Source organism: Stenotrophomonas maltophilia (assembly GCF_013464915.1).
Taxonomy (GTDB): domain Bacteria; phylum Pseudomonadota; class Gammaproteobacteria; order Xanthomonadales; family Xanthomonadaceae; genus Stenotrophomonas; species Stenotrophomonas maltophilia_AT.
On record NZ_RAVT01000022.1, the window covers coordinates 34,593 to 53,793 of the forward strand.

General features: G+C 66.3%; 16 protein-coding genes and 1 pseudogene. 10 read left to right on the forward strand and 7 right to left on the reverse strand.

Features of this window, described 5'->3' with window-relative positions:
- Nucleotides 1–196 precede the first annotated feature (196 nt).
- Nucleotides 197–2,599, forward strand: coding sequence for a TonB-dependent receptor domain-containing protein (locus D7T59_RS07595; protein ID WP_180852548.1), 2,403 nt, complete (start codon nt 197–199; stop codon nt 2,597–2,599).
- On the forward strand, nt 2,599–3,900 hold the full coding sequence (locus tag D7T59_RS07600; RefSeq protein ID WP_180852549.1) for an aminotransferase class V-fold PLP-dependent enzyme: 1,302 nt from the start codon (nt 2,599–2,601) through the stop codon (nt 3,898–3,900). Before D7T59_RS07595 ends, D7T59_RS07600 begins: the two co-directional genes overlap by 1 nt.
- On the opposite strand, the pseudogene D7T59_RS21425 reads toward D7T59_RS07600, so the two are convergent.
- The 4 genes and pseudogenes from D7T59_RS21425 to D7T59_RS07620 form a co-directional block, all read right to left on the reverse strand.
- Nucleotides 3,898–5,403 (reverse strand): annotated as a pseudogene (locus tag D7T59_RS21425) (aminotransferase-like domain-containing protein); the annotation flags it as partial. The gene D7T59_RS07600 and the pseudogene D7T59_RS21425 sit on opposite strands and share 3 nt — an antisense overlap.
- A gap of 9 nt (nt 5,404–5,412) precedes the next feature.
- Nucleotides 5,413–6,012, reverse strand: coding sequence for a DUF6436 domain-containing protein (locus tag D7T59_RS07610; RefSeq protein WP_012481503.1), 600 nt, complete (start codon nt 6,010–6,012; stop codon nt 5,413–5,415).
- Entirely contained in the window at nt 6,012–6,272 is a 261-nt protein-coding gene (locus tag D7T59_RS07615) for a hypothetical protein (protein WP_005411478.1), read from the reverse strand. The genes D7T59_RS07610 and D7T59_RS07615 overlap by 1 nt, the downstream gene beginning before the upstream one ends.
- A 72-nt stretch (nt 6,273–6,344) precedes the next feature.
- Nucleotides 6,345–7,760: an aminotransferase-like domain-containing protein gene (locus D7T59_RS07620; RefSeq protein ID WP_180852551.1), complete on the reverse strand. Its 1,416-nt coding sequence runs from the start codon at nt 7,758–7,760 to the stop codon at nt 6,345–6,347.
- 183 nt (nt 7,761–7,943) lie between these two features.
- On the opposite strand from D7T59_RS07620, the gene cyoA reads away from it, so the two are divergent.
- The 5 genes from cyoA (at nt 7,944) to D7T59_RS07645 (ending at nt 12,613) form a co-directional block, all read left to right on the forward strand.
- On the forward strand, nt 7,944–8,849 hold the full coding sequence (gene cyoA / locus D7T59_RS07625) for a ubiquinol oxidase subunit II (RefSeq protein WP_164137499.1): 906 nt from the start codon (nt 7,944–7,946) through the stop codon (nt 8,847–8,849).
- A gap of 5 nt (nt 8,850–8,854) precedes the next feature.
- Nucleotides 8,855–10,831, forward strand: coding sequence for a cytochrome o ubiquinol oxidase subunit I (gene cyoB / locus D7T59_RS07630; RefSeq protein ID WP_014038802.1), 1,977 nt, complete (start codon nt 8,855–8,857; stop codon nt 10,829–10,831).
- Nucleotides 10,828–11,463 (forward strand): cytochrome o ubiquinol oxidase subunit III, encoded by a 636-nt coding sequence (gene cyoC, locus D7T59_RS07635; protein ID WP_180852552.1) that lies wholly within the window; start codon nt 10,828–10,830, stop codon nt 11,461–11,463. The genes cyoB and cyoC overlap by 4 nt, the downstream gene beginning before the upstream one ends.
- Before the next feature lies 1 nt (nt 11,464).
- Nucleotides 11,465–11,797, forward strand: coding sequence for a cytochrome o ubiquinol oxidase subunit IV (gene cyoD, locus D7T59_RS07640; RefSeq protein WP_005411473.1), 333 nt, complete (start codon nt 11,465–11,467; stop codon nt 11,795–11,797).
- A 144-nt stretch (nt 11,798–11,941) separates the two neighbouring features.
- A complete protein-coding gene (locus tag D7T59_RS07645) occupies nt 11,942–12,613 on the forward strand; it encodes an SCO family protein (protein WP_164137529.1) in 672 nt (223 codons plus the stop codon).
- 240 nt (nt 12,614–12,853) lie between these two features.
- Here D7T59_RS07645 and D7T59_RS07650 read toward each other — a convergent pair whose 3' ends face one another.
- Nucleotides 12,854–13,447, reverse strand: a complete 594-nt coding sequence (locus D7T59_RS07650) for a S8 family serine peptidase (RefSeq protein WP_164137497.1) — start codon at nt 13,445–13,447, stop codon at nt 12,854–12,856.
- Complete coding sequence (locus D7T59_RS07655; RefSeq protein ID WP_180852553.1) at nt 13,447–15,213, reverse strand: S8 family serine peptidase; 1,767 nt, start codon at nt 15,211–15,213, stop codon at nt 13,447–13,449. The genes D7T59_RS07650 and D7T59_RS07655 overlap by 1 nt, the downstream gene beginning before the upstream one ends.
- 398 nt (nt 15,214–15,611) lie before the next feature.
- Between D7T59_RS07655 and D7T59_RS07660 the strand changes: the two genes are divergently transcribed.
- Both D7T59_RS07660 and D7T59_RS07665 read left to right on the forward strand, forming a co-directional pair.
- A complete protein-coding gene (locus D7T59_RS07660) occupies nt 15,612–16,052 on the forward strand; it encodes a DUF2231 domain-containing protein (protein WP_010482106.1) in 441 nt (146 codons plus the stop codon).
- Nucleotides 16,045–17,355, forward strand: a complete 1,311-nt coding sequence (locus D7T59_RS07665; RefSeq protein WP_180852554.1) for a PQQ-dependent sugar dehydrogenase — start codon at nt 16,045–16,047, stop codon at nt 17,353–17,355. The genes D7T59_RS07660 and D7T59_RS07665 overlap by 8 nt, the downstream gene beginning before the upstream one ends.
- Before the next feature lie 190 nt (nt 17,356–17,545).
- Here D7T59_RS07665 and D7T59_RS07670 read toward each other — a convergent pair whose 3' ends face one another.
- Entirely contained in the window at nt 17,546–18,205 is a 660-nt protein-coding gene (locus D7T59_RS07670; protein ID WP_180852555.1) for an exopolysaccharide biosynthesis protein, read from the reverse strand.
- 149 nt (nt 18,206–18,354) lie between these two features.
- Between D7T59_RS07670 and yidA the strand changes: the two genes are divergently transcribed.
- Nucleotides 18,355–19,188: a sugar-phosphatase gene (gene yidA, locus D7T59_RS07675; protein ID WP_180852556.1), complete on the forward strand. Its 834-nt coding sequence runs from the start codon at nt 18,355–18,357 to the stop codon at nt 19,186–19,188.
- Nucleotides 19,189–19,201: the final 13 nt, after the last annotated feature.

The following is a 19,201-nucleotide window of genomic DNA, read 5'->3' on the forward strand; positions in this document are numbered from 1 at the left end:
GTGGGGCGGCGTTGCCCATCCACGCATGGCGTGGATCTACGGGTGGGCCCTGGCAGCGCTCAACCTTGGTTGGCGCATCAAGTTGTCGCACTGACGTCATGGCTCCTTCACAGATCGCGCCGAGACTGCGCGCCTTGTCCAGACCTGTTGTGTCCGCACAGGTACTGGCCCTGTCGTGTCCTCCCGGAGCCCTGCCGTGCATCGTTCGAAGCTTTCGCGTTCCATCCTCCTTGCCCTTTCCATGGCCAGCGCAGGAGGCGCGATCGCAGCGGAGGCCGATGCGGTCGATGCCAGCAGTGTCAGCCGCGCCGTGCCCACCCAGCTTGACGCGATGCTGGTCACCGGCACCCGCGCGTCCAACCGCACCCAGTTCGAAACGCTGGCGCCGGTGGACGTGTTCACCAAGGAGGACATCAGGTCGGTGGAATCCACCGACCTGAAGGACGTGCTGGCGCAGCTGGTGCCGTCGTTCGTGGTGCAGCGCCTGCCGATGGCGGACGGCCAGGTGTTCGTGCGCCCGGCCACGCTGCGTGGCCTGTCGCCGGACCAGACCCTGGTGCTGGTCAACGGTCGTCGCTTCCATCGCAGTGCGCTGCTCGGCAACCGCGGCGCGCAGGCGGCCGATCTGGCACAGATTCCGACCAGTGCGATCAAGCGCATTGAAGTGCTGCGCGATGGTGCCTCTGCGCAGTACGGCTCGGACGCCATCGCCGGTGTCATCAACATCATTCTCGAGGATGGCCCCGGTACCGAGATCACCGCCGGCTATTCGCAGTACGCACAGGGCGATGGCGCGTCGCGTGATTTCAGCGCACGTACCGGCTGGTCGCTGGGTGACTACGGCAGCCTGGTGCTGTTCGCCGAATCGTCCAACTCCGACGCCACCTCGCGCACCCGCCAGCGCCCGGATGCGATCGCCTTCCAGGCCGCGCATCCGGATCTGGACGTGTCCAATCCGGTACAGCGCTGGGGTCAGCCGGAACTGGAAAGCCGCCGAGTCGGCTTCAACGTAAAGGCCAATGCCAGCGACGCGCTGGAGCTGTATGCGTTCGGCCTGTACAGCCACAGCGATGGCGTCAGCGATTTCAACTGGCGCAACCCGGACACCACCACCGGTGCCTACCGCACCACAGCGATCTTCCCCGGCTGGAACCTGCGTTCGATCTATCCGGTGGGCTTCAGCCCGCAGTACGGCAACGTCCAGAACGACCTGCAGCTGGTTGGTGGCCTGCGTGGCGAGATCACTCCGAAGCTGCGCTGGGATGTCAGTGCGTCGTATGGCCGCAACGCCATCGACTACAGCCTGAAGAACTCGATCAACGCCTCGCTCGGCCCGGCCAGCCCGACCGCGTTCGATCTCGGCCGTCTGACCCAGACCGAGAAGAACGCCAACGCCGACTTCAACTACGAGTGGGACGTGGCCGCGCTGGCCAAGCCGATCAACGTCGCCTTCGGTGGTGAGTTCCGCCAGGAGACCTACCAGGTGCGCGCCGGTGATCCGGCCTCGTACGCGGTAGGCCCGGGCGCGGCCGCGGGCCTGGAGGCCAACTCCAACGGCGCACCGGGCTTCTCGGCCAGCCAGGCCGGGCAGTGGAGCCAGCGCAGCAAGGCGGCCTACGTGGATATGGAAGTGCCGCTGGGCGAGCGCTGGAGCATCGGTGCAGCCAGCCGTTACGAGGACTTCTCCAGCTTCGGCAGCACCCTGGACGGCAAGCTGTCGGCACGCTTTGCGATCACCCCGGACGTGGCCCTGCGCGGCACCGTGTCGACCGGCTTCCGCGCACCGACCCCGGCGCAGCTCAACACCACCAGCACCACCCAGGGCCTGGATACGCGCACCCTGCAGATCTTCACCAGTGGCCGCCTGTCGCCGAACGACCCGCTGGCGCAGATGCTCGGTGCCAGGCCACTGAAGCCGGAAGAATCGCGTACCGCGTCGCTGGGCCTGACCTGGCGCACCGACCTGGGCCTGTCCGGCTCGGTGGATGTCTACCAGATCAAGCTCACCGACCGCTTCAGCCAGTCGGCCAGCTTTGCCATTCCGGCAGGCACGCCGAATCCGCTGGGCTATACCTCGGTGAACTACTTCACCAACGATTTCGATACCACCACCACCGGCGTGGACGTGGTCGGCAACTACCTGCGCGATCTCGGCGCCGGCCGCATGACGCTGACCTTGGCCTACAACTACAACCGCACTCGCGTGGACAACGGCAGCACCTCGGTGGCCACCAACGAAACCCAGCGCGTGCTGTTTGAAGACCGCCTGCCCGAGCACAAGGGCAGCCTGACCGGCAGCTGGGACATCGGTGCCTGGTCGCTGATGGCGCGCATGCGCTACTACGGTGCCTGGACCGACTCCAGTGGCAATGCAGTGGGCGATATCTACCAGCGTTTCGGTGCGATGAGCTTCCTCGACCTGGCCGTCGGCTATCGCATCAACGAACACCACAGCCTGCGCGTGGGCGCGGACAACGTGTTCGACCGCTATCCGGACGAAGCGACCTTCCAGGCCAGCCGTGGCCTGGTCTACTCGCGCAACGCGCCGTATGACACCGACGGCGCCAATCTGTACGCACAGTACCGGCTGAGCTTCTGATGGACCGCAACCGCCGCTCCCTGCTGCGTGCCGGTGCACTGCTGCCGGCTACGGCCGCGCTGTCTTCACTGCCCGCCGTGGCTGCCGCGGGTTACGCTGCGCCCATGCAGATTCCCGCAACGACCGTGGCGCCGGACGTGCTGGCCCGCGATGAAGGCTACTGGACCGCCGTGGCCAGCCACTTCGACATCACCGATGAAGTGAACCATCTGGAGAACGGCTACTGGGGCGCGATGGGCCGCGAGACGCTGGCCAGCTACCAGCGCCACACCGCCGAGGTGAACCGTGGCAACGCGTGGTATGGCCGTCGCGAGTTTCCGGCGCAGTACATCGCGGTGCAGCGGCAGGTGGCCGAGCTGCTGGGCGTGGGTGCCGACGAGATCGCACTGACCCGTGGCGCCACCGAGGCGATGCTGGTGCTGATCGGTGGCTACAACCGCCTGCAGCCCGGCGACCAGGTGCTCTACGCCGACATCGACTACGACAGCATGATCGGCGCGATGCGCTGGCTGCAGCAGCGTCGCGGCGCGCAGGTCGAGCGCATCGCGCTGCCGGCAGTGCCCGACCACGCGCAGATCCTGCAGGCCTACGAGGCCGCATTCGCGCGGTTGCCGCACCTGAAACTGGTGCTGCTGACCCAGGTCAGCCATCGCCATGGGCTGGTGCTGCCGGTGGCGGAGATCGCCGAGCGTGCGCGAGCACGCGGTATCGATGTGATCGTTGATGCGGCCCATGGGTTTGGCCAGATCGACTACGCGGTGCCGCAGCTGAACGCCGACTTCGTCGGCATCAACCTGCACAAGTGGATCGGTGCGCCGGTCGGTGTCGGCGCGATGTACGTGCGCAAGGGGCGCGTGACCGACCTGGACCCCTACATGGGCGAGACCGACGATGGCCGTGTGAGCAGCCGCGTGCACACCGGTACGGTCAACTTCGCCGCCTACCTGGCACTGCCGGACGCCATTGCCCTGCATCAGCGCATCGGCGTGGCCAACAAGCAGGCGCGCCTGCGCTACCTGCGTGAGCGCTGGACCGTGCCGGCGCGGCAGATGGCACATATCGAAGTGCTGTCCTCGCCGGACCCGGCGCTGGCCAGTGCGCTGGCCAGCTTCCGCCTTCGCGGGCGCACCAGCCTGGCTGACAACATCGCGCTGCAGAAGCGCCTGCTGAATGAGCATCGCGTGTTTACTACCCACCGTGACGGCTTGGACTCCGGCGCCTGCGTGCGGGTGACGCCGTCGGTATTCACCCGGCCGGAGCAGATGGATGCCCTCGTGCAGGCGCTCGTGGCATTGGGGTAGTGCCGGCAACGCATCCGACAACAACAACCGGTCAATCCGCCGCAGCGCACTTTCCAGCTGCCTGCGGTCCGCTGCCAGCCCCAGCGACAGCCGCACGCCATTCGGGTGCGACACGCCGGGCGGACAGAATGCCGATGACGGTGCGATCGCCAGTCCCTGCAGCTGCGCGGTACGCACCAGGGTCGCATCGGTCCACGGCGCCGGTATCCGGCACCAGGCATGCAGGCCTTCGGCACGCTGCAGCAGCGACGGTGCCAGCAGGTACCGCGCCATCCGCATGCGCTCACCTGCTTCACTGCGTACCTGCGCCAGCAACGACTGTGCCGAGCCATCCAGCAGCAGCTGGCTGGCCAGCGCCGACACCAGCGGATGGCCCATCAACCGCGTTGCCCGCAGCGCGGCTGTCATCGCCTCGGCGTGTGCGGCACCCGGGCAGTGCACGAAGGCGGTGCGCAGGCCGGGGCTGATCACCTTCGACAGCGTCGCCACGTAGAACACGTGGCGCGGCGCCAGTGTCGCCAGCGGTGTTGGCGCGTCTTCAGCAAGGTGCCAGTACGGATCGTCTTCGATCGCCAGCAGGCCTTCGCGTTCCAGCACGCGCGCCAACGCTTCGCGCCGCTGCAGGGACAGGGTCAGGGCGGTCGGGTTCTGGCAGGTGGGATTGAGATAGACCAGCCGTGCACCGCTGTCACGCGCCTGCCGCACCAGCGCTTCAGGGCACATGCCGTGTTCGTCGCCGTCCACCGGCAGCAGCCGACGCCCAAGCGCCGCTGCGGCCTGCAGCAGGCCCGGATAGACCAGCGCATCGCACAGGATCGCATCGCCATCGCGGCCCTGGCTGACCAGGATCGCGGCCAGCGCCACCTGCGCGCCTTCGGTCAGCAGCAGGCAGTTGTCATCCACGGCGCCCAGCATCGGCTGCAGCCAGCGCGCTGCTGCATGGCGATCAGTGGGGTTGCCGCCGCCCAGGTGATAGGTCATCAGGTTCGGTGCGTTGCTGCGTGCAAGCACGGCGGCGGCACCGCGGCGCAGCGTCTCCGCCAGCGCGTCGGCATCAGGCACCGGCGGCACGTTCATGCTCAGGTCCACCACCTGGTCGAAGCCAGCCTTGGGCGGCGCGATGAAACTGCCTTGTGGCCCGCGCGCTTCGATCAGGCCGCGCTTGCGTGCTTCATCGAAGGCGCGGGTGACCGTGGTCAGGTCGATGCCCAGCTGCTGCGCCAGCGCGCGCTGCGAGGGCAGGCGCTGGCCGGGTGCGAGGCCGCCCCGACGCACCGTGCGTTCCAGTGAGTTGACGATGCGCAGGTAGATCGGCCCGCTGTGTGCAAGCACGTCCTGCACCCACTCGCGCGCTGCGACATCCGGTCGCGGCATGTACGGAGCATGTCGGGGCGTATCGTTGCTTCCAACGGCGGGAGCCTGTCCATAACCATCGGTCGGTTCGGACAGGTGACCGCCGTTGTTGTTTGCGGCGGCCGCGCCGGCCAGCGTCAGTGATGTCATTGCGCGTCCTCAGCGCTTGGCCTGCCACGGGCAGTAGCAGCCCACGGCAAGCAGTCCCTTGGGGCGCACGGTTTCGCCGCGCACCAGTCTGTCCAGCAGCGGTTCGACGAAGCTGTTGGCCGAATTGCAGACCATGCCGATGCTGTATGGCCCGGCATAGGCGAGGTGGCCCTGGCGGTCCCAGATGGCTACGGCGGGGCTGGCCGGAATGTGTTCGATGCCGTCGATGGTCGGAAGGTTGATCACCTTGTTGCGCAGCGGCTCGGGCAGTTCGCCCTGCGTACCCGGGCGGCGGATCGCATAGAAGTCGATGCCGGCGCGGCGGTACATGCTGATCAGGTAGCTCAGGTGCGCACCGGTTTCGCGGTTGCACACGCCGCAGGCCGGGTCCCAGAAATGCACCACGCGGATGCGGCCGGTATCACCGGCCAGATCGGCTGGCAGGCGCAGTTGCGAGTCGTCGAAGACGATCGCCTGCTCGGTGAAGGTGGATTGCGCGCTGTAGCCGAAGTACTGCCACAGGGCTGCTGCAACGCCGGCCATGAACAGGCAGGCGAGGGCGATCATCGTCGGCAGCAGCCAGCGGCGACGCGGCGCGGCTGCGCCCATCAGGAATCTTCCCGGCCGAACTTGTGCACGTACTGCTTGCGCATCTCGCGGCAGGAATCGGCCTGCGCGCGGCGCTGGATCTCGCTACGCGACGGATCCTCGCTGCGCTGCACGCACTGCTCGATGGCATGGCGCTCGGCGGCCTGCACGTCCACGGTCTGCGGCTGCAGGCAGACCCAGGCCAGCGCGGCCAGCATCAGCACGACAAAGCCGCCGCAACCGGCCATCACCAGGTGGAACTTCAGTTTCTCGGCGCGCATCGATGCACGTCCTTCATCCATACATTGCATACAAAATATCATCTTGTATGGATGAAGCGCCATGCGCCCGATTCAGACGATGGCGCTGTGCCGGGCCTCGGGGGCTTCAGACAGGATCTCGTTCAGCTTGGCCAGCGCCCCGGCCAGCGCGCCCTGGTCGACTGCGCCGCCCAGCGACAGGCGGATCGCGTTGCCCGGTGGCGGCTCCTCCACGCTGAAGGCGTCGGAGCTGGCGATGCCCAGCCCCTGCTCCTGGGCGGCCTGGATCAGCCGGTACTGGTCCAGCCGTGGCGGCAGCGGCAGCCACACGTGCAGGCCGGCCGGATGCGCCTGGGCACGGGCCGGCAGGTAGCGGGCAGCAATGGCCTGGCGCTCGCGCAGCTCCTGCTGGAAGCGCTGCACCATGTCCCGGGCCTGGCCACTGCGGATCCACTGCGAGGCCACCGCCACCATCGACTGGGTCGGCATCAGCGCGATCGCACGCAGGGCGTCCAGCACCGGTTCCATCGGCTCGCCGGCCGGCACCACCAGGTAGGCGGTGCGCAGGCCCGGGGCCAGGCACTTGGACAGGGTGGAGATGTAGTAGACCGGGCAGCCGGCGTCGCGATGGGCGGCCAGCGGCGGCGCGGCGTCACCGGCCAGCAACCAGTAGGGATCGTCTTCGATCACGGTCAGATCGTGGCGCTTGGCGACGTCCAGCAGAGCCTGCCGGCGTTGCGCCGACATCGTTGCCGTGGTCGGGTTCTGGATGGTCGGCACCAGGTACAGCAGGCGCGGGCGCCGCAGCTGGCAGGCCTCTTCCAAGGCATCGGGCAGCATGCCTTCGGCGTCCATCGCCACCGGCACCACGCCCCGCTGCAGCACGCGCGCGGCGGCCAGCAGGCCCGGGTAGGTCAGCTGTTCGGCGGCAATCAGCTCGCCCGGCTGGGTGCGGGCCAGGATCAGCGCACACAGCGCGGTCTGCGCGCCGGGGCAGATCACCACCTGGTCGGCACCCACCGTGCCCAGCATCGGCGCCAGCCACTGCACCGCGGCGGCGCGATCCTCGCGGGTGCCGGCGCCGACGTGGTAGCTCATCAGTTCACCCTGGCCCAGCTGCTGCCCTACGTGCTGGAAGCCGGCTTCCATGCCCTGCGCGAACGGCGCGCTGCCCAGCAGCGGCGGGATGTTCATGCTCAGGTCCACCGAGGTGCTGCGGTTGCCGGCCGACAGCGCGATGAAGGTGCCACCGGCGCCCTGCGCATCAAGCAGGCCGGCCTGGCGCAGCTCGGCGAAGGCGCGGGTGACCGTGGTCAGGTCCACGCCCACCTGTTGGGCCAGGTCGCGTTGTGGCGGCAGGCGGTCGCCCGGGCGCAGCACGCCGTCATCCACCGCTTCGCGCACCTGCTGGGCAATCTGCAGGTACAGCGGGCCGGCGCCCTCGCGGAACGGGCGAACCCAGGTGCGATTGGGGTGTTTCAGGCGGCGGCCGGCGGCAGGTGGCGTCATCGGTCAGTTTTTTCCATACGTGCAGATGCACAAGTCCATACAATGATGTATCTTGTATGGGCTTGATTGGAGTGGATCGCCCGCTTGTAGGCGACCTCGTACCCACAGTGTAGCCGCTCCACGCCCGGGCGCTGCGCGCAGGCGAGCCGGTCAAGCGCGCTTCTTCAACAGGGTTGACCTCCAATGAATATCTGCTGGAACCGCATCCGCCTGGCGCTGGTCGCCCTGGCCTGCGTCGGCCTGTCGGGCTGTGACTGGGTGCTGCTGGATTCGAAGGGCATGGTCGGGCTCGCCCAGCGCGACCTGATCCTGATCTGCATCGGCCTGATGCTGATCGTGGTGATACCGGCCATCGTGCTGACCTTCGTGTTCGCCTGGCGCTACCGCGCCGGCAACACCAAAGCGAAATACACGCCGGACTGGTCGCACTCCACCAAGGTGGAGATTGTGGTCTGGGGTGTGCCGCTGATCATCATCGCGGTGCTGGCGGTGATCGTGTGGAAGTCGACCCACGAACTCGACCCGTACAAGCCGCTGGACGTGGCCGGAGAGCCGCTGCACGTGGACGTGATCGCCACCGACTGGAAATGGGTGTTCGTCTACCCGGACCTGGGCATCGCCACGGTCAACCAGCTCAACTTCCCGGCCAACCGCCCGCTGGCGTTCAACATCACCTCCAACTCGACGATGAACACCTTCTTCATCCCGCAGCTGGGTGGGCAGATCTACGCGATGGCCGGCATGCGCACGCAGCTGCACCTGATCGCCAACGAGCCCGGCCAGTTCCGCGGCATGTCCGGCAACTACAGCGGGCATGGCTTCTCGAACATGAAGTTCATCGCAACCGCCAGCAGCAACGAAGACTTCGAGCGCTGGGTGGCCGAGGTGCGCAGCGCGCCCGAAGCACTCAGCTTCACGCAGTTCAAGGCGCTGGCCGCGCCGTCGAAGAACGCACCGGTGCAGCACTTCTCCAGTGTTGAACCGCTGCTGTTCAAGAAGGTCATCGACCAGTTCATCGGCGTGGGTGAAAACACCGCCGCCGCCACCCCGGCGGGCGCTGCCGGTGGTGCCCAGGTTTCCCAGGAGTAACGAACATGTTGGGTAAATTGACGTGGGAGGCCGTGCCGCTGCACGAGCCGATCGTCGTGGTCACATTGGCGGCCATGGTGCTGGGTGGCCTCGCGCTGCTCGGCGCGGTGACGTACTTCAAGCTGTGGGGCCCGTTGTGGCGCGACTGGTTCACCACCGTGGACCACAAGAAGATCGGCATCATGTACGTGGTGGTGGCGCTGGTCATGCTGGTGCGTGGCTTCGCCGATGCGCTGATGATGCGCGCGCAGCTGGCCGCGGCTGGCCCGGGCAGTGACGGCTTCCTGCCACCGGAGCACTACGACCAGATCTTCACCGCGCATGGCGTGATCATGATCTTCTTCGTGGCCACCCCGTTCGTGGTCGGCCTGATGAACATCATCGTGCCGCTGCAGATCGGCGCGCGCGACATGGCGTTCCCGTTCCTCAACGCCTTCAGCTTCTGGATCTTCGTGGTCGGCGCCGCGCTGATGATGATCTCGCTGGGTGTCGGCGAATTCGCCATGACCGGCTGGGTGGCCTATCCGCCGCTGTCGGGCATCGAGTTCAGTCCAGGGGTCGGTGTCGATTACTACATCTGGGCGTTGCAGGCTTCGGGCATCGGCACATTGCTGACCGGCGTCAACCTGTTCATCACCATCCTGCGCATGCGTGCGCCGGGCATGACCCTGATGAAGATGCCGGTGTTCACCTGGACCGTGCTGGTCACCAGCGTGATCATCATCGCCGCCTTCCCGATCCTGACCGTGGCACTGGGTGCGCTCACCCTGGACCGCTACCTGGACTTCAACTTCTACACCAACACGTTGGGTGGCAACCCGATGATGTACGTGAACCTGGTGTGGGCCTGGGGCCATCCGGAGGTGTACATCCTGGTGCTGCCGGCGTTCGGCATCTTCTCTGAAGTGACCGCCACGTTCGCGCGCAAGAAGCTGTTCGGCTACAAGTCGATGGTGGGCGCTACGCTGGCGATCGGCATCCTGTCGTTCATCGTCTGGCTGCACCACTTCTTCACCATGGGCTCCGGTGCCAGCGTCAATGCCTTCTTCGGCATCATGACGATGATCATCGCCATCCCCACCGGCGTGAAGATCTTCACCTGGCTGTTCACCATGTACGGCGGCCGCGTCGAGTTCAGCGTGCCGATGCTGTGGACCATCGCCTTCCTGGTCACCTTCACCATCGGTGGCATGACCGGCGTGCTGCTGGCCATCCCGGGCGCGGACTTCCTGCTGCACAACAGCCTGTTCCTGGTCGCGCACTTCCACAACACCATCATCGGCGGCGCGCTGTTCGGCTATCTGGCCGGCTTCGCCTACTGGTTCCCGAAGGTGTTCGGCTTCACCCTCAACGAGCGCCTGGGCAAGTGGTCGTTCGCCTGCTGGGTGATCGGCTTCTACCTGGCCTTCATGCCGCTGTACATGCTCGGCTTCATGGGCATGACCCGCCGCATGAACCAGTACGACAACCCGGCATGGACGCCGTACCTGATCGCCGCCTTCATCGGCGCGCTGTTCGTGTTCGCGGGCATCATCCTGATGCTGGTGCAGATCTACGTGAGCGTGCGCGACCGCAAGCGCAACCTGGACCTGACCGGCGACCCGTGGAACGCACGCACGCTGGAATGGGCCACGCCGTCGCCGCCGCCGTTCTACAACTTCGCCGTGGTGCCCAAGGCCGATGAGCTGGATGCCTTCCATGAAGCGAAGAAGCGCGGCCTGCCGCCGCCGCCGAAGAAGTACGCACCGATCCACATGCCGAAGAACACCGGCGTGCCGCTGATCCTCAACATCTGGATCCTGGTGCTGTGCTTCGCCCTGGTCTGGCACATCTGGTGGATGGCCGCGGCCAGCTTCATCGCGATGATCGTGACCCTGATCGTGCGGTCCTATGACGAGGACGTGGACTACTACGTCAGTTCCGAAGAGGTGGCGCGCACCGAAGCGGCCAGCCTTGCCAAGCTGAAGGAGGTACGCGCATGAACCTGTTGACCCGCCCGGAGCTGGCCAGCGATACGCAGGCGCACCAGGACCACCACGATCACGACCATGGCCACGAGCAGGGCGGCATGAAGGTGTTCGGCATGTGGGTCTACCTCATGTCCGACCTGGTGCTGTTCGGTTCGCTGTTCGCCTCGTATGCGGTGCTCAGCACCGCATACGCCGGCGGCCCCACCGGCAAGGACCTGTTCTCGCTGCCGTTCGTGATGGCCGAGACCTTCCTGCTGCTGGTGTCCAGCATCACCTACGGCCAGGCCGTGCTGGCGATGCATCGCCACGATGCCTCGGCAGTGCTGCGCTGGCTGGGCGTGACCTTCGTGCTCGGTGCTTCGTTCATCGGCATGGAGATCTACGAGTTCTCGCACCTGATCCACGAAGGCGCCGGCCCGAGCACCAGTGCCTACCTGTCGGCGTTCTTCGCCCTGGTTGCCACCCACGGCCTGCACGTGGCCAGCGGCCTGATCTGGATGGCCGTGGTCATGCACCAAGTCTACAGCCGTGGCCTGACCCCGACCAACATCACCCGGGTGTCGTGCCTGAGCCTGTTCTGGCACTTCCTGGACCTGGTGTGGATCTGCGTCTTCACCTTCGTCTACCTGATCGGAGCCTTCTGACATGGCCCACGTCGAAACCTCGCGCGCCGGCAATGCGCACGGCTCCACCAAGTCCTACCTGATCGGCTTCGTGCTGTGCGCGCTGCTGACCGTGGTGCCGTTCGCGCTGGTGATGAACCCGGTGCTGTCACGGCCGCTCACGCTGTTCCTGCTGGTCGGCTTCGCGGTGGCGCAGATCCTGGTGCAGCTGGTCTATTTCCTGCACATGGACCGCAAGTCCGAGGGTGGCTGGAACCTGGCCAGCTTCGTGTTCACCCTGGTGATCCTGTTCATCATCGTCGCGCTGTCGGTGTGGATCATCTGGAGCATGCACTACCACATGATGATCAACTGACCGTGGCCGGGGTGATCGGCATGGACCGCACGATCACCCCGGCACCTCCGTCCTCTTTCCCCCCAAGGGCAGGCCCGACCGAGACCCCGCCCGCACCTGCGTTGGTGGTACCCCGTGAAGCGTCCTGCTGCTGTTGTTCGTTCGTTGTTCTCTCCCCGTTTCCGCCTGCCGCTGCTGGCAGGCCTGGCCATCGGCCTGCTGGCCGCCTGCAGCGCGCAGTCGCGCATGGACTTCTATTCCAGGGACATCGCCTGCGAAGAGCTCGGCCAGCACTGGTCGATGCCTGACAGCCACGGCACCGTGCGTGGCCCGAAGGACCTGCAGGGGCAGGTGACTTACCTGTTCTTCGGCTTCACCAGCTGCCCGGACGTGTGCCCGACCACGATGGTCGAGCTGAGCCAGGTGAAGCACCTGATGGGCAAGGATGCCGATCAGCTGCAGGTGGTGTTCGTCAGCGTCGATCCGGCCCGCGACACGCCGGAGGTGGCGCGCACCTATGTGGAAGCGTTCGACCCCAAGGCCATCGCGCTGGTTGGCAACGAAGCACAACTGGCTGCGATGGCCAGTGACTTCAAGGCGTTCTACGAGAAAGAGCCCGGCCAGGTACCGGACACCTACACCATGAGCCACATTGCCGGTGGCTACGTGTTCGACCGCCAAGGCCGCCTGCGCCTGTTCGCGCCCTACGGCATGCCGGTGGACAAGCTGTTCTCCGACGTGCAGCGCCTGCTGCTCGAGCCCGGCCACCCGGCCGCCGGCAATGGTCCACTGGCCAGCTGCAGCCCAAGGCACAGCGACACACTCGCCGCGCGCTGACGGTGGTGGGTGCCGACCACTGCTCCTGGTGGGTGCCAACCTTGGTTGGCACACCTGTAGAGCCGAGCCCATGCTCGGCTCCGTGCCTAACGCACAGCAGCCGAGCATAGGCTCGGCTCTACATGCTTGCCGCCCGGTAGCGGCAGATTCGATCCGGTGGGTGCCGACCGTTGGTCGCCCACCACTTCAATCCCCCGGCCGGCCAGGAGAGCCAACCGGCCGGGGGCACCACTCAACGCCTTACTTCGTTTCTTCCCACTGCACCACGTCCGGTTCGGCCGCCTTGATGCCGGCGGTCGACAGAAGCTTGGTGGTCGCATCCAGCGCCGCGTTCACCGAGGGGTACTCCACAATCGCGCGGCCCGACGCCTTGGACACCTTCACCACGGTGCCGCCGGTGGCGGTGGCTGCACGCTGGGCCGAGGCCGCATCGGTGAAGAACACCTTGACCCGCGAGGTCGCCACTACCGGTGCGCCATCGTTGGAGACGGCGGCGGCGAACTTGCTGGCTCCGGCATCCAGGCGTGCGGCCGCGCCCGACGCGGCATCGGTAGAGCGCTTGCTGCGGGTACCCGCTGCAGGTGCGCTGGCAGTGCTGCCCTGGGTGATCTTGAACTGACCCCCGCTGGCCTGCTGCACGGTCGCCGAAGGCGCCAGCTGGAAGCGGGAGCCGCCCACATCGAACGAACGGCCGGTGGCTGCCGCTTTCAGCGCCTGTGCATCCACGGTCGAAAGGGTCTTGTCTGGCGGCGTCTGGCCCGAACTCTGGGCCCAGGTGGTGGTGGTCATCGCCGCGAGGGCGAGGGTGCTCAACAGAATGGTCGTCTTCATCATCAGTGCCCCAGAACGCGGATCTTGAAGAATTCGAGGTTGCCACGCGATGCAGCGTTCGCGGCCTGCCCCAGGTCGGTCACTTCCAGTGTCCAGGTGCCGCTGGCGTTTTCATCCAGGAAGGCATTGCTGGACAGCAGGTCCCAGCTGGTGAAGTTGCGCTGCACGCCACCGGTACCCGAGCCGATCGCGGTGAACGCCGGCTGCACTACGCTGCGGGTGCCACTGGGCGAGATCAGCACGAACTGCAGCTGGCGGGTGTTGGTGTGGTTGACGCGGAAGCCCAGCTGCACGCTTTCGATGTTGCGCGCGCCGTTCGCCAGCTGGAAGGTGAGGCGTGCGGCGGCCGCCGAGGTATTGCCGATGGCCACGGTGCGCGTCGTATTGCGCCAGCCGCTGTCTACCAGCGCACCCAGCGACTGGAAGTTCTCCGCCACCTGCACTGCACGCGCGGCATTGACCACGCCGAAGCCGTACCAGTTGCTGTAGGCGCGGCCGGCGGCGTTCACTGTCCACCCGGGCACCAGCACGCGGCCGTCGGAATGGGTCACTGCCGCCTGGTTCGGGTCGTTGCGGGTGGCCGTGGTGGCCAGGATGTACTTCACATCGCGGTAGGACAGGTTCGGGTTGGTTTCCAGCACCAGTGCCGCGACACCCGACACCATCGGCGTGGCGGCCGAGGTGCCGTTCATCTTGCCGGTGTAGTTGCAGGTGCTGTCGATGGCCGACTGGTCGCCGTCCAACGTGTTCCGCAGGCTGCTGTTCTTGTTGCTGCCTTGAGCGCAGCCGGTGACGTCGGTGGTGAGGATGGCGGGATCGTAGCGGATCGCCAGCTGCCCCGGCACCACCTGCCGCTGCCAGCCGTTCTCACCGCCGAAGCCGGACACCCACAATGCCGAGCCGGTGGACGAGTACGAGGAGCGGACACCGTCGGCACGCACCGCAGCCACGGTGATCACGTTGAACAGGTTGTTGCGTGGATCGCGGCCAGCCGGAACACAGCCGGTCCTGCGGTTCTTGGTGTCGTTGGTGCAGACGTCCTGGAACTGGTTGATCGCAGCATTGTCGAAGTTGTTGCCCGCTGCCTTCACATAGATGCCGCCGCGGCCACCGCGGGTGCCTGACAAGGCCTGCTCGTAGGCGGTGATGTCATTCTGGCTGTATGCGAACGGCAGGTTTGGATTGCCAGGGCCTGCGCCCCAGCTGTTGTTGAAGACCTGTACATCCGCCGATTCGGCACCGTCCCACCAGGCATACTCGATGTTGCTCTGCTGGTTGCCCTGGGCAGCCCTCGAAATCGGGTTGAACCCTTTCAGTGTCGCTGCCGGAGCCACGCCGCGCACGCCGAGATTGTTGGCCCCGACCGCGCCGGCGATGCCGCCGACCATGGTGCCGTGGTTGTCGACGTCGGGATCAGGCGGCGTCGGATTGTTGGAGCCGTTGGCGAAGTTCTTGCCTGCGACTGCCGCGATGTTGGCAGCCAGGTCCGGGTGTGCGATCTGCAGGCCATCATCGACGATGGCGATGGTGACGCCCTGGCCGCGGATGCCGTTGCGGAACAGCCCGTCCACGTTCAGATCGTTGCCGGCCACAGGCCGGGTATCGCCCAGCACGGCTTGTCCGGTGTTGAGCAGGTGCCACTGGCGACCGGCCAGCGGGTCAGCCTGCTGGGCCTGGGCGGTGACGGCCAGGCTGCCCAGCACCAGGGCAGTGGCAAGGGCCAGGCGCGCGGAGCGCGGTGGCGCGGAGCGTTGCGTGTGTCGCTTCATACACGAATCCTTCTGTTGTGAATCGGCATGGCAGGACGGCGGGGCGGAACTGCCCCATCGCAACGAGCCAAACGCGACACAACGAAGAACCCCCTACCTCTTCACACAAGCAATCTGCAGATGTGCCAATTGCGTCACAAACACTTATGCCGCGGGGTAATTACGACAGCGGTGCCCTGCATCTGGTGGATGTCGATCTTGGCTGGCCCCGCATCCACGCATGGCGTGGATCTACTGGCGCGATGTAATGACGTATGCAGTGACCTTCATCTGGTAGATGCCAACCCTGGTTGGCATGCGTATCCACGCATGGGGTGGATCTGCCAGGCGTCATCGCGTTCCCTCACATCCCGCTGTGCTACTACAGCCCGTGCACCCTTCCGCATCGGAGCACGATGATGGTCAACCCTCTGGCCCAGGCGCATCGCGGCCTTGGCACCACGCTGTTCAGCCTGTTGAACCCGATACCCTTCGGCTTCTTCGTCGGCGCACTGATCTTCGACGCGATCTATCTCAACAGCGCCGAGGTGATGTGGGGCAAGGCCGCCGCCTGGCTGATCACCTTCGGCCTGCTGATCGCCATCATTCCGCGGCTGATCAACCTGTTCACGGTCTGGCGCCGCAACGGCACCGCCACGCGCATCGACCGCATCGACTTCTTCCTCAACCTGGTCGCAGTGGTGCTGGCGATCTGGAATGCCTTCGTGCACAGCCGCGATGCCTATGCCGTTGCGGTGCCGGGCACGATCCTGTCGGCGCTGACCGTGGCCCTGATCGCCCTGGGCCTGATCCTGCTGTCATTGCAGCCGCCGGTGCTGCAGGGAGGCCGTCATGGCTAAGCACATCCTGCCCACCATCGGCGCCTTGGCGCTGGCTGTGATGCTGTCGGCCTGTGCCGGCAAGGCCGAATACCATCCCGCCGACCAGTCCGGTGCGCAGCCGCCGCTGCCGGCACCGAAGAACTTCCTGATGCCGCCGATGCAGGTGCCCACGGGTGTCGGCTGGGCCGAGGGGCAGTCTCCCACCGTGGCCGAAGGCCTGAAGATCGAGCGCATCGCCGCCAACCTGCTGCATCCGCGGCGGCTGCTGACCCTGCCCAATGGCGATGTGTTGGTGGTGGAGGGCAATGGCCCCGGCGAAGAACCGGTCACCACGCCCAAGCAGTGGATCGCCGGCAAGGTGAAGGCGCGCTCGGGCAAGGCCGGCAAGGGCGGCAACCGGGTCACCCTGCTGCGCCACACGCCGGGAACGAACACCTGGACCCAGCACGTCTACATCGAAGGCCTGCATTCGCCGTTCGGCATCCAGCTGATCGGCGACACGCTGTACGTGGCCAACACCGGCAACATCGTGCAGTACCACTACGTGCCCGGTGAAACCCGCATGTCCGACAAGGGCCGCGAGTTCACCGACCTGCCCAGCACCATCAACCACCACTGGACCAAGGAACTGCTGGCCAGCCGCGATGGCCGCAAGCTGTACGTGGGCGTGGGCTCCAACAGCAACATCACCGAGAACGGCCTGGCGGTCGAGTACCGCCGCGCGGTGGTGCTGGAAGTGGACGTGGCCACGCGTGGCAGCCGCATCTACGCCTCGGGCATCCGCAATCCGACCGGGCTGGACTGGGAGCCGAGTACCGGGAAGCTGTGGGCGGTGGCGAACGAGCGCGATGAGATCGGTGCCGACCTGGTGCCGGACTACCTCACCTCGGTGAAGGAGGATGGCTTCTACGGTTGGCCCTACAGCTACTACGGCCAGCACGTGGACGAGCGCGTGCAGCCGCAGCGGCCGGACCTGGTGGCCAAGGCGATCGTGCCGGACTATGCCATCGGCTCGCATGTGGCACCGCTGGGCCTGTTGTTCTACACCGGCCAGGCATTGCCGGCGCAGTACCACGGCGGCGCCTTCATCGGCGAACACGGCAGCTGGGACCGCTCGCCGTTGAGCGGCTACGAAGTGGTCTACGTACCGTTCAAGGACGGCAAGCCGACCGGGCGGCCGCAGACCGTGGTCAGCGGTTTCGCCTCGAAGGACGAGAAGACCCTGATGGGCGCACCGGTGGGCATGGCGATGGATGCCGAGGGCGCACTGCTGGTGGCCGACGACGTGGGCGACGTGGTGTGGCGGGTGTCGGCGAAGTAGCGCTGTAGAGTGGAGCCATGACCCCAGGACAACCGGTAGAGTCGACTGTCAGTCGACTCACGCGCGCAGCGCGTGCTTCTCGGGGGGGCAGCGGAGAGCAGTCGACTAACAGTCGACTCTACCAGTCGACTCACGCGCGCAGCGCGTGCTTCTCGGGGGGCAGCGGAGAGCAGTCGACTAACAGTCGACTCTACCAGTCGACTCTCGCGCGCAGCCCGCTGAACACCGATTCGGCGGCAAACCCGACGCCACCCAGCAGCACGCCGAAATACACCATCGTGGCCACCACGAACGCGTAGCCCGCTGCTACCGCCGCGCCATCGCGCTGGATGAAGCCAATGGCGAAGGACATCAGCGCCAGGGCCGGCAGCGTGTTGCTGAAGGGAATCGGCCCGGCCGGCGCCATCAGCAGCAGGGTGGCCACGACCAGCGCCAGGTTGTTCAGGCGCATCATCTTCTTCGAGCGCACCATCACCGCCAGCCGCATCGGCCGAGACAGCCGCTCCATGCGGTGCACCCACTTCAGCGCACGGCCCAGGTTGGCCTTCAGCTTGTCGGTGGCGATCTCGCGGCGGGCGAGCTTCTGCGGCACCCATAGCGGGCGGTTGCGCACCCGGCTCAGGCCGATCAGCAGGATCGAGGCACCAAACACCGTACTCAGCCCGGGAATCGACACCGGAATGATGAAGATGGCCGAGAGCAGGATCACGATCAGCAGCAGGCCTTCATCGCCCAGCGCACTGAGCAGGGTGCCGATGCTGACCTGTTCGCCGGGCAGCTCGTCGATCATCTGCTCGATCTGCTGGGCCAGGGGTGCGCTGTCATTGGTTTCGGGGGCACGGTAGGTCATGCGTCGCAAGGTTCTCCAGGGAAGGGCGGTCAGTGGGCCGTCCTGCGGTGGGGGACGCACAGGCTCCCGCAGTATCCCGGCCAGCGTGGGCAAAGAGGTGAACCGGGCATGAGGGGGTAAACTGGCGTGCCCCGCACGAGTTGAACGCAATGGACATGGGCCGCAGGCAATCGACCATCGAACTGGTCGCCATCGACATGGATGGCACCCTGCTGGACCCTACCCACACGCTCACCGCGCGGGCCAAGAAGGCCATCGCGCAGGCGCGCGCGCTGGGTGTGCACATCGTGCTGACCAGTGGCCGCCCGGTTCCCGGCCTGGCACCGTTCCTGCACGAGCTGGGCATCACCGGCAACGATGATTACTGCATCGCCTGCAATGGCGGCCTGGTGCAGCGCATCGGCACGCGCGAAACCGTGGTCGAGTACCCGCTCAGCTTCGACGACTTCCTGTTCTGCGAGCAGGTGGCCCGCGACCTGGGCGTGCACTTCCAGGCGCTGGACAGCCAGCGCATGTACACGCCCAACCAGGACATCAGCTACTACACCGTGGCCGACTCGCATCTCTCGCGGATGCCGCTGTCCTACCGTCGCGTGGCCGACATGGACCCGTCCATGTCCTTCATCAAGCTGATGATGATCGACGCGCCCGACGTGCTGGATGCCGCCATCGCACGCCTGCCCGCCGAGCTGACCGAGCGCTTCGCGGTGCTGAAGAGCGCGCCATTCTTCCTGGAAGTATTCGACCGCCGTGCCGGCAAGGGCCCGAGCCTGCAGACGCTGGCCGAGCACCTGGGCATCGGCCGCGCCAACGTCATGGCCATCGGCGACCAGGAGAACGACCTGACCATGCTGCAGTACGCCGGTACCAGCGTGGCGATGGGTAACGCCATCGATGCGGTGAAGTCGGTGGCGCGGTTTGAAACCACCAGCAATGCCGATGACGGCGTGGCGCGCGCGATCGAGCGCCTCGTGCTGCAATGAGCCGGAGCGCATC

What these genes read in the sequence shown, in the direction of transcription:
- D7T59_RS07600 (WP_180852549.1), top strand. Translation starts at nt 2,599, where the DNA reads ATGGACCGCAACCGCCGCTCCCTGCTGCGTGCCGGTGCACTGCTGCCG.
- D7T59_RS07610 (WP_012481503.1), bottom strand. Translation starts at nt 6,012, where the DNA reads ATGGGCGCAGCCGCGCCGCGTCGCCGCTGGCTGCTGCCGACGATGATC.
- D7T59_RS07615 (WP_005411478.1), bottom strand. Translation starts at nt 6,272, where the DNA reads ATGCGCGCCGAGAAACTGAAGTTCCACCTGGTGATGGCCGGTTGCGGC.
- D7T59_RS07620 (WP_180852551.1), bottom strand. Translation starts at nt 7,760, where the DNA reads ATGACGCCACCTGCCGCCGGCCGCCGCCTGAAACACCCCAATCGCACC.
- cyoA (WP_164137499.1), top strand. Translation starts at nt 7,944, where the DNA reads ATGAATATCTGCTGGAACCGCATCCGCCTGGCGCTGGTCGCCCTGGCC.
- cyoB (WP_014038802.1), top strand. Translation starts at nt 8,855, where the DNA reads ATGTTGGGTAAATTGACGTGGGAGGCCGTGCCGCTGCACGAGCCGATC.
- cyoC (WP_180852552.1), top strand. Translation starts at nt 10,828, where the DNA reads ATGAACCTGTTGACCCGCCCGGAGCTGGCCAGCGATACGCAGGCGCAC.
- cyoD (WP_005411473.1), top strand. Translation starts at nt 11,465, where the DNA reads ATGGCCCACGTCGAAACCTCGCGCGCCGGCAATGCGCACGGCTCCACC.
- D7T59_RS07650 (WP_164137497.1), bottom strand. Translation starts at nt 13,447, where the DNA reads ATGATGAAGACGACCATTCTGTTGAGCACCCTCGCCCTCGCGGCGATG.
- D7T59_RS07655 (WP_180852553.1), bottom strand. Translation starts at nt 15,213, where the DNA reads ATGAAGCGACACACGCAACGCTCCGCGCCACCGCGCTCCGCGCGCCTG.
- D7T59_RS07660 (WP_010482106.1), top strand. Translation starts at nt 15,612, where the DNA reads ATGGTCAACCCTCTGGCCCAGGCGCATCGCGGCCTTGGCACCACGCTG.
- D7T59_RS07665 (WP_180852554.1), top strand. Translation starts at nt 16,045, where the DNA reads ATGGCTAAGCACATCCTGCCCACCATCGGCGCCTTGGCGCTGGCTGTG.
- D7T59_RS07670 (WP_180852555.1), bottom strand. Translation starts at nt 18,205, where the DNA reads ATGACCTACCGTGCCCCCGAAACCAATGACAGCGCACCCCTGGCCCAG.
- yidA (WP_180852556.1), top strand. Translation starts at nt 18,355, where the DNA reads ATGGACATGGGCCGCAGGCAATCGACCATCGAACTGGTCGCCATCGAC.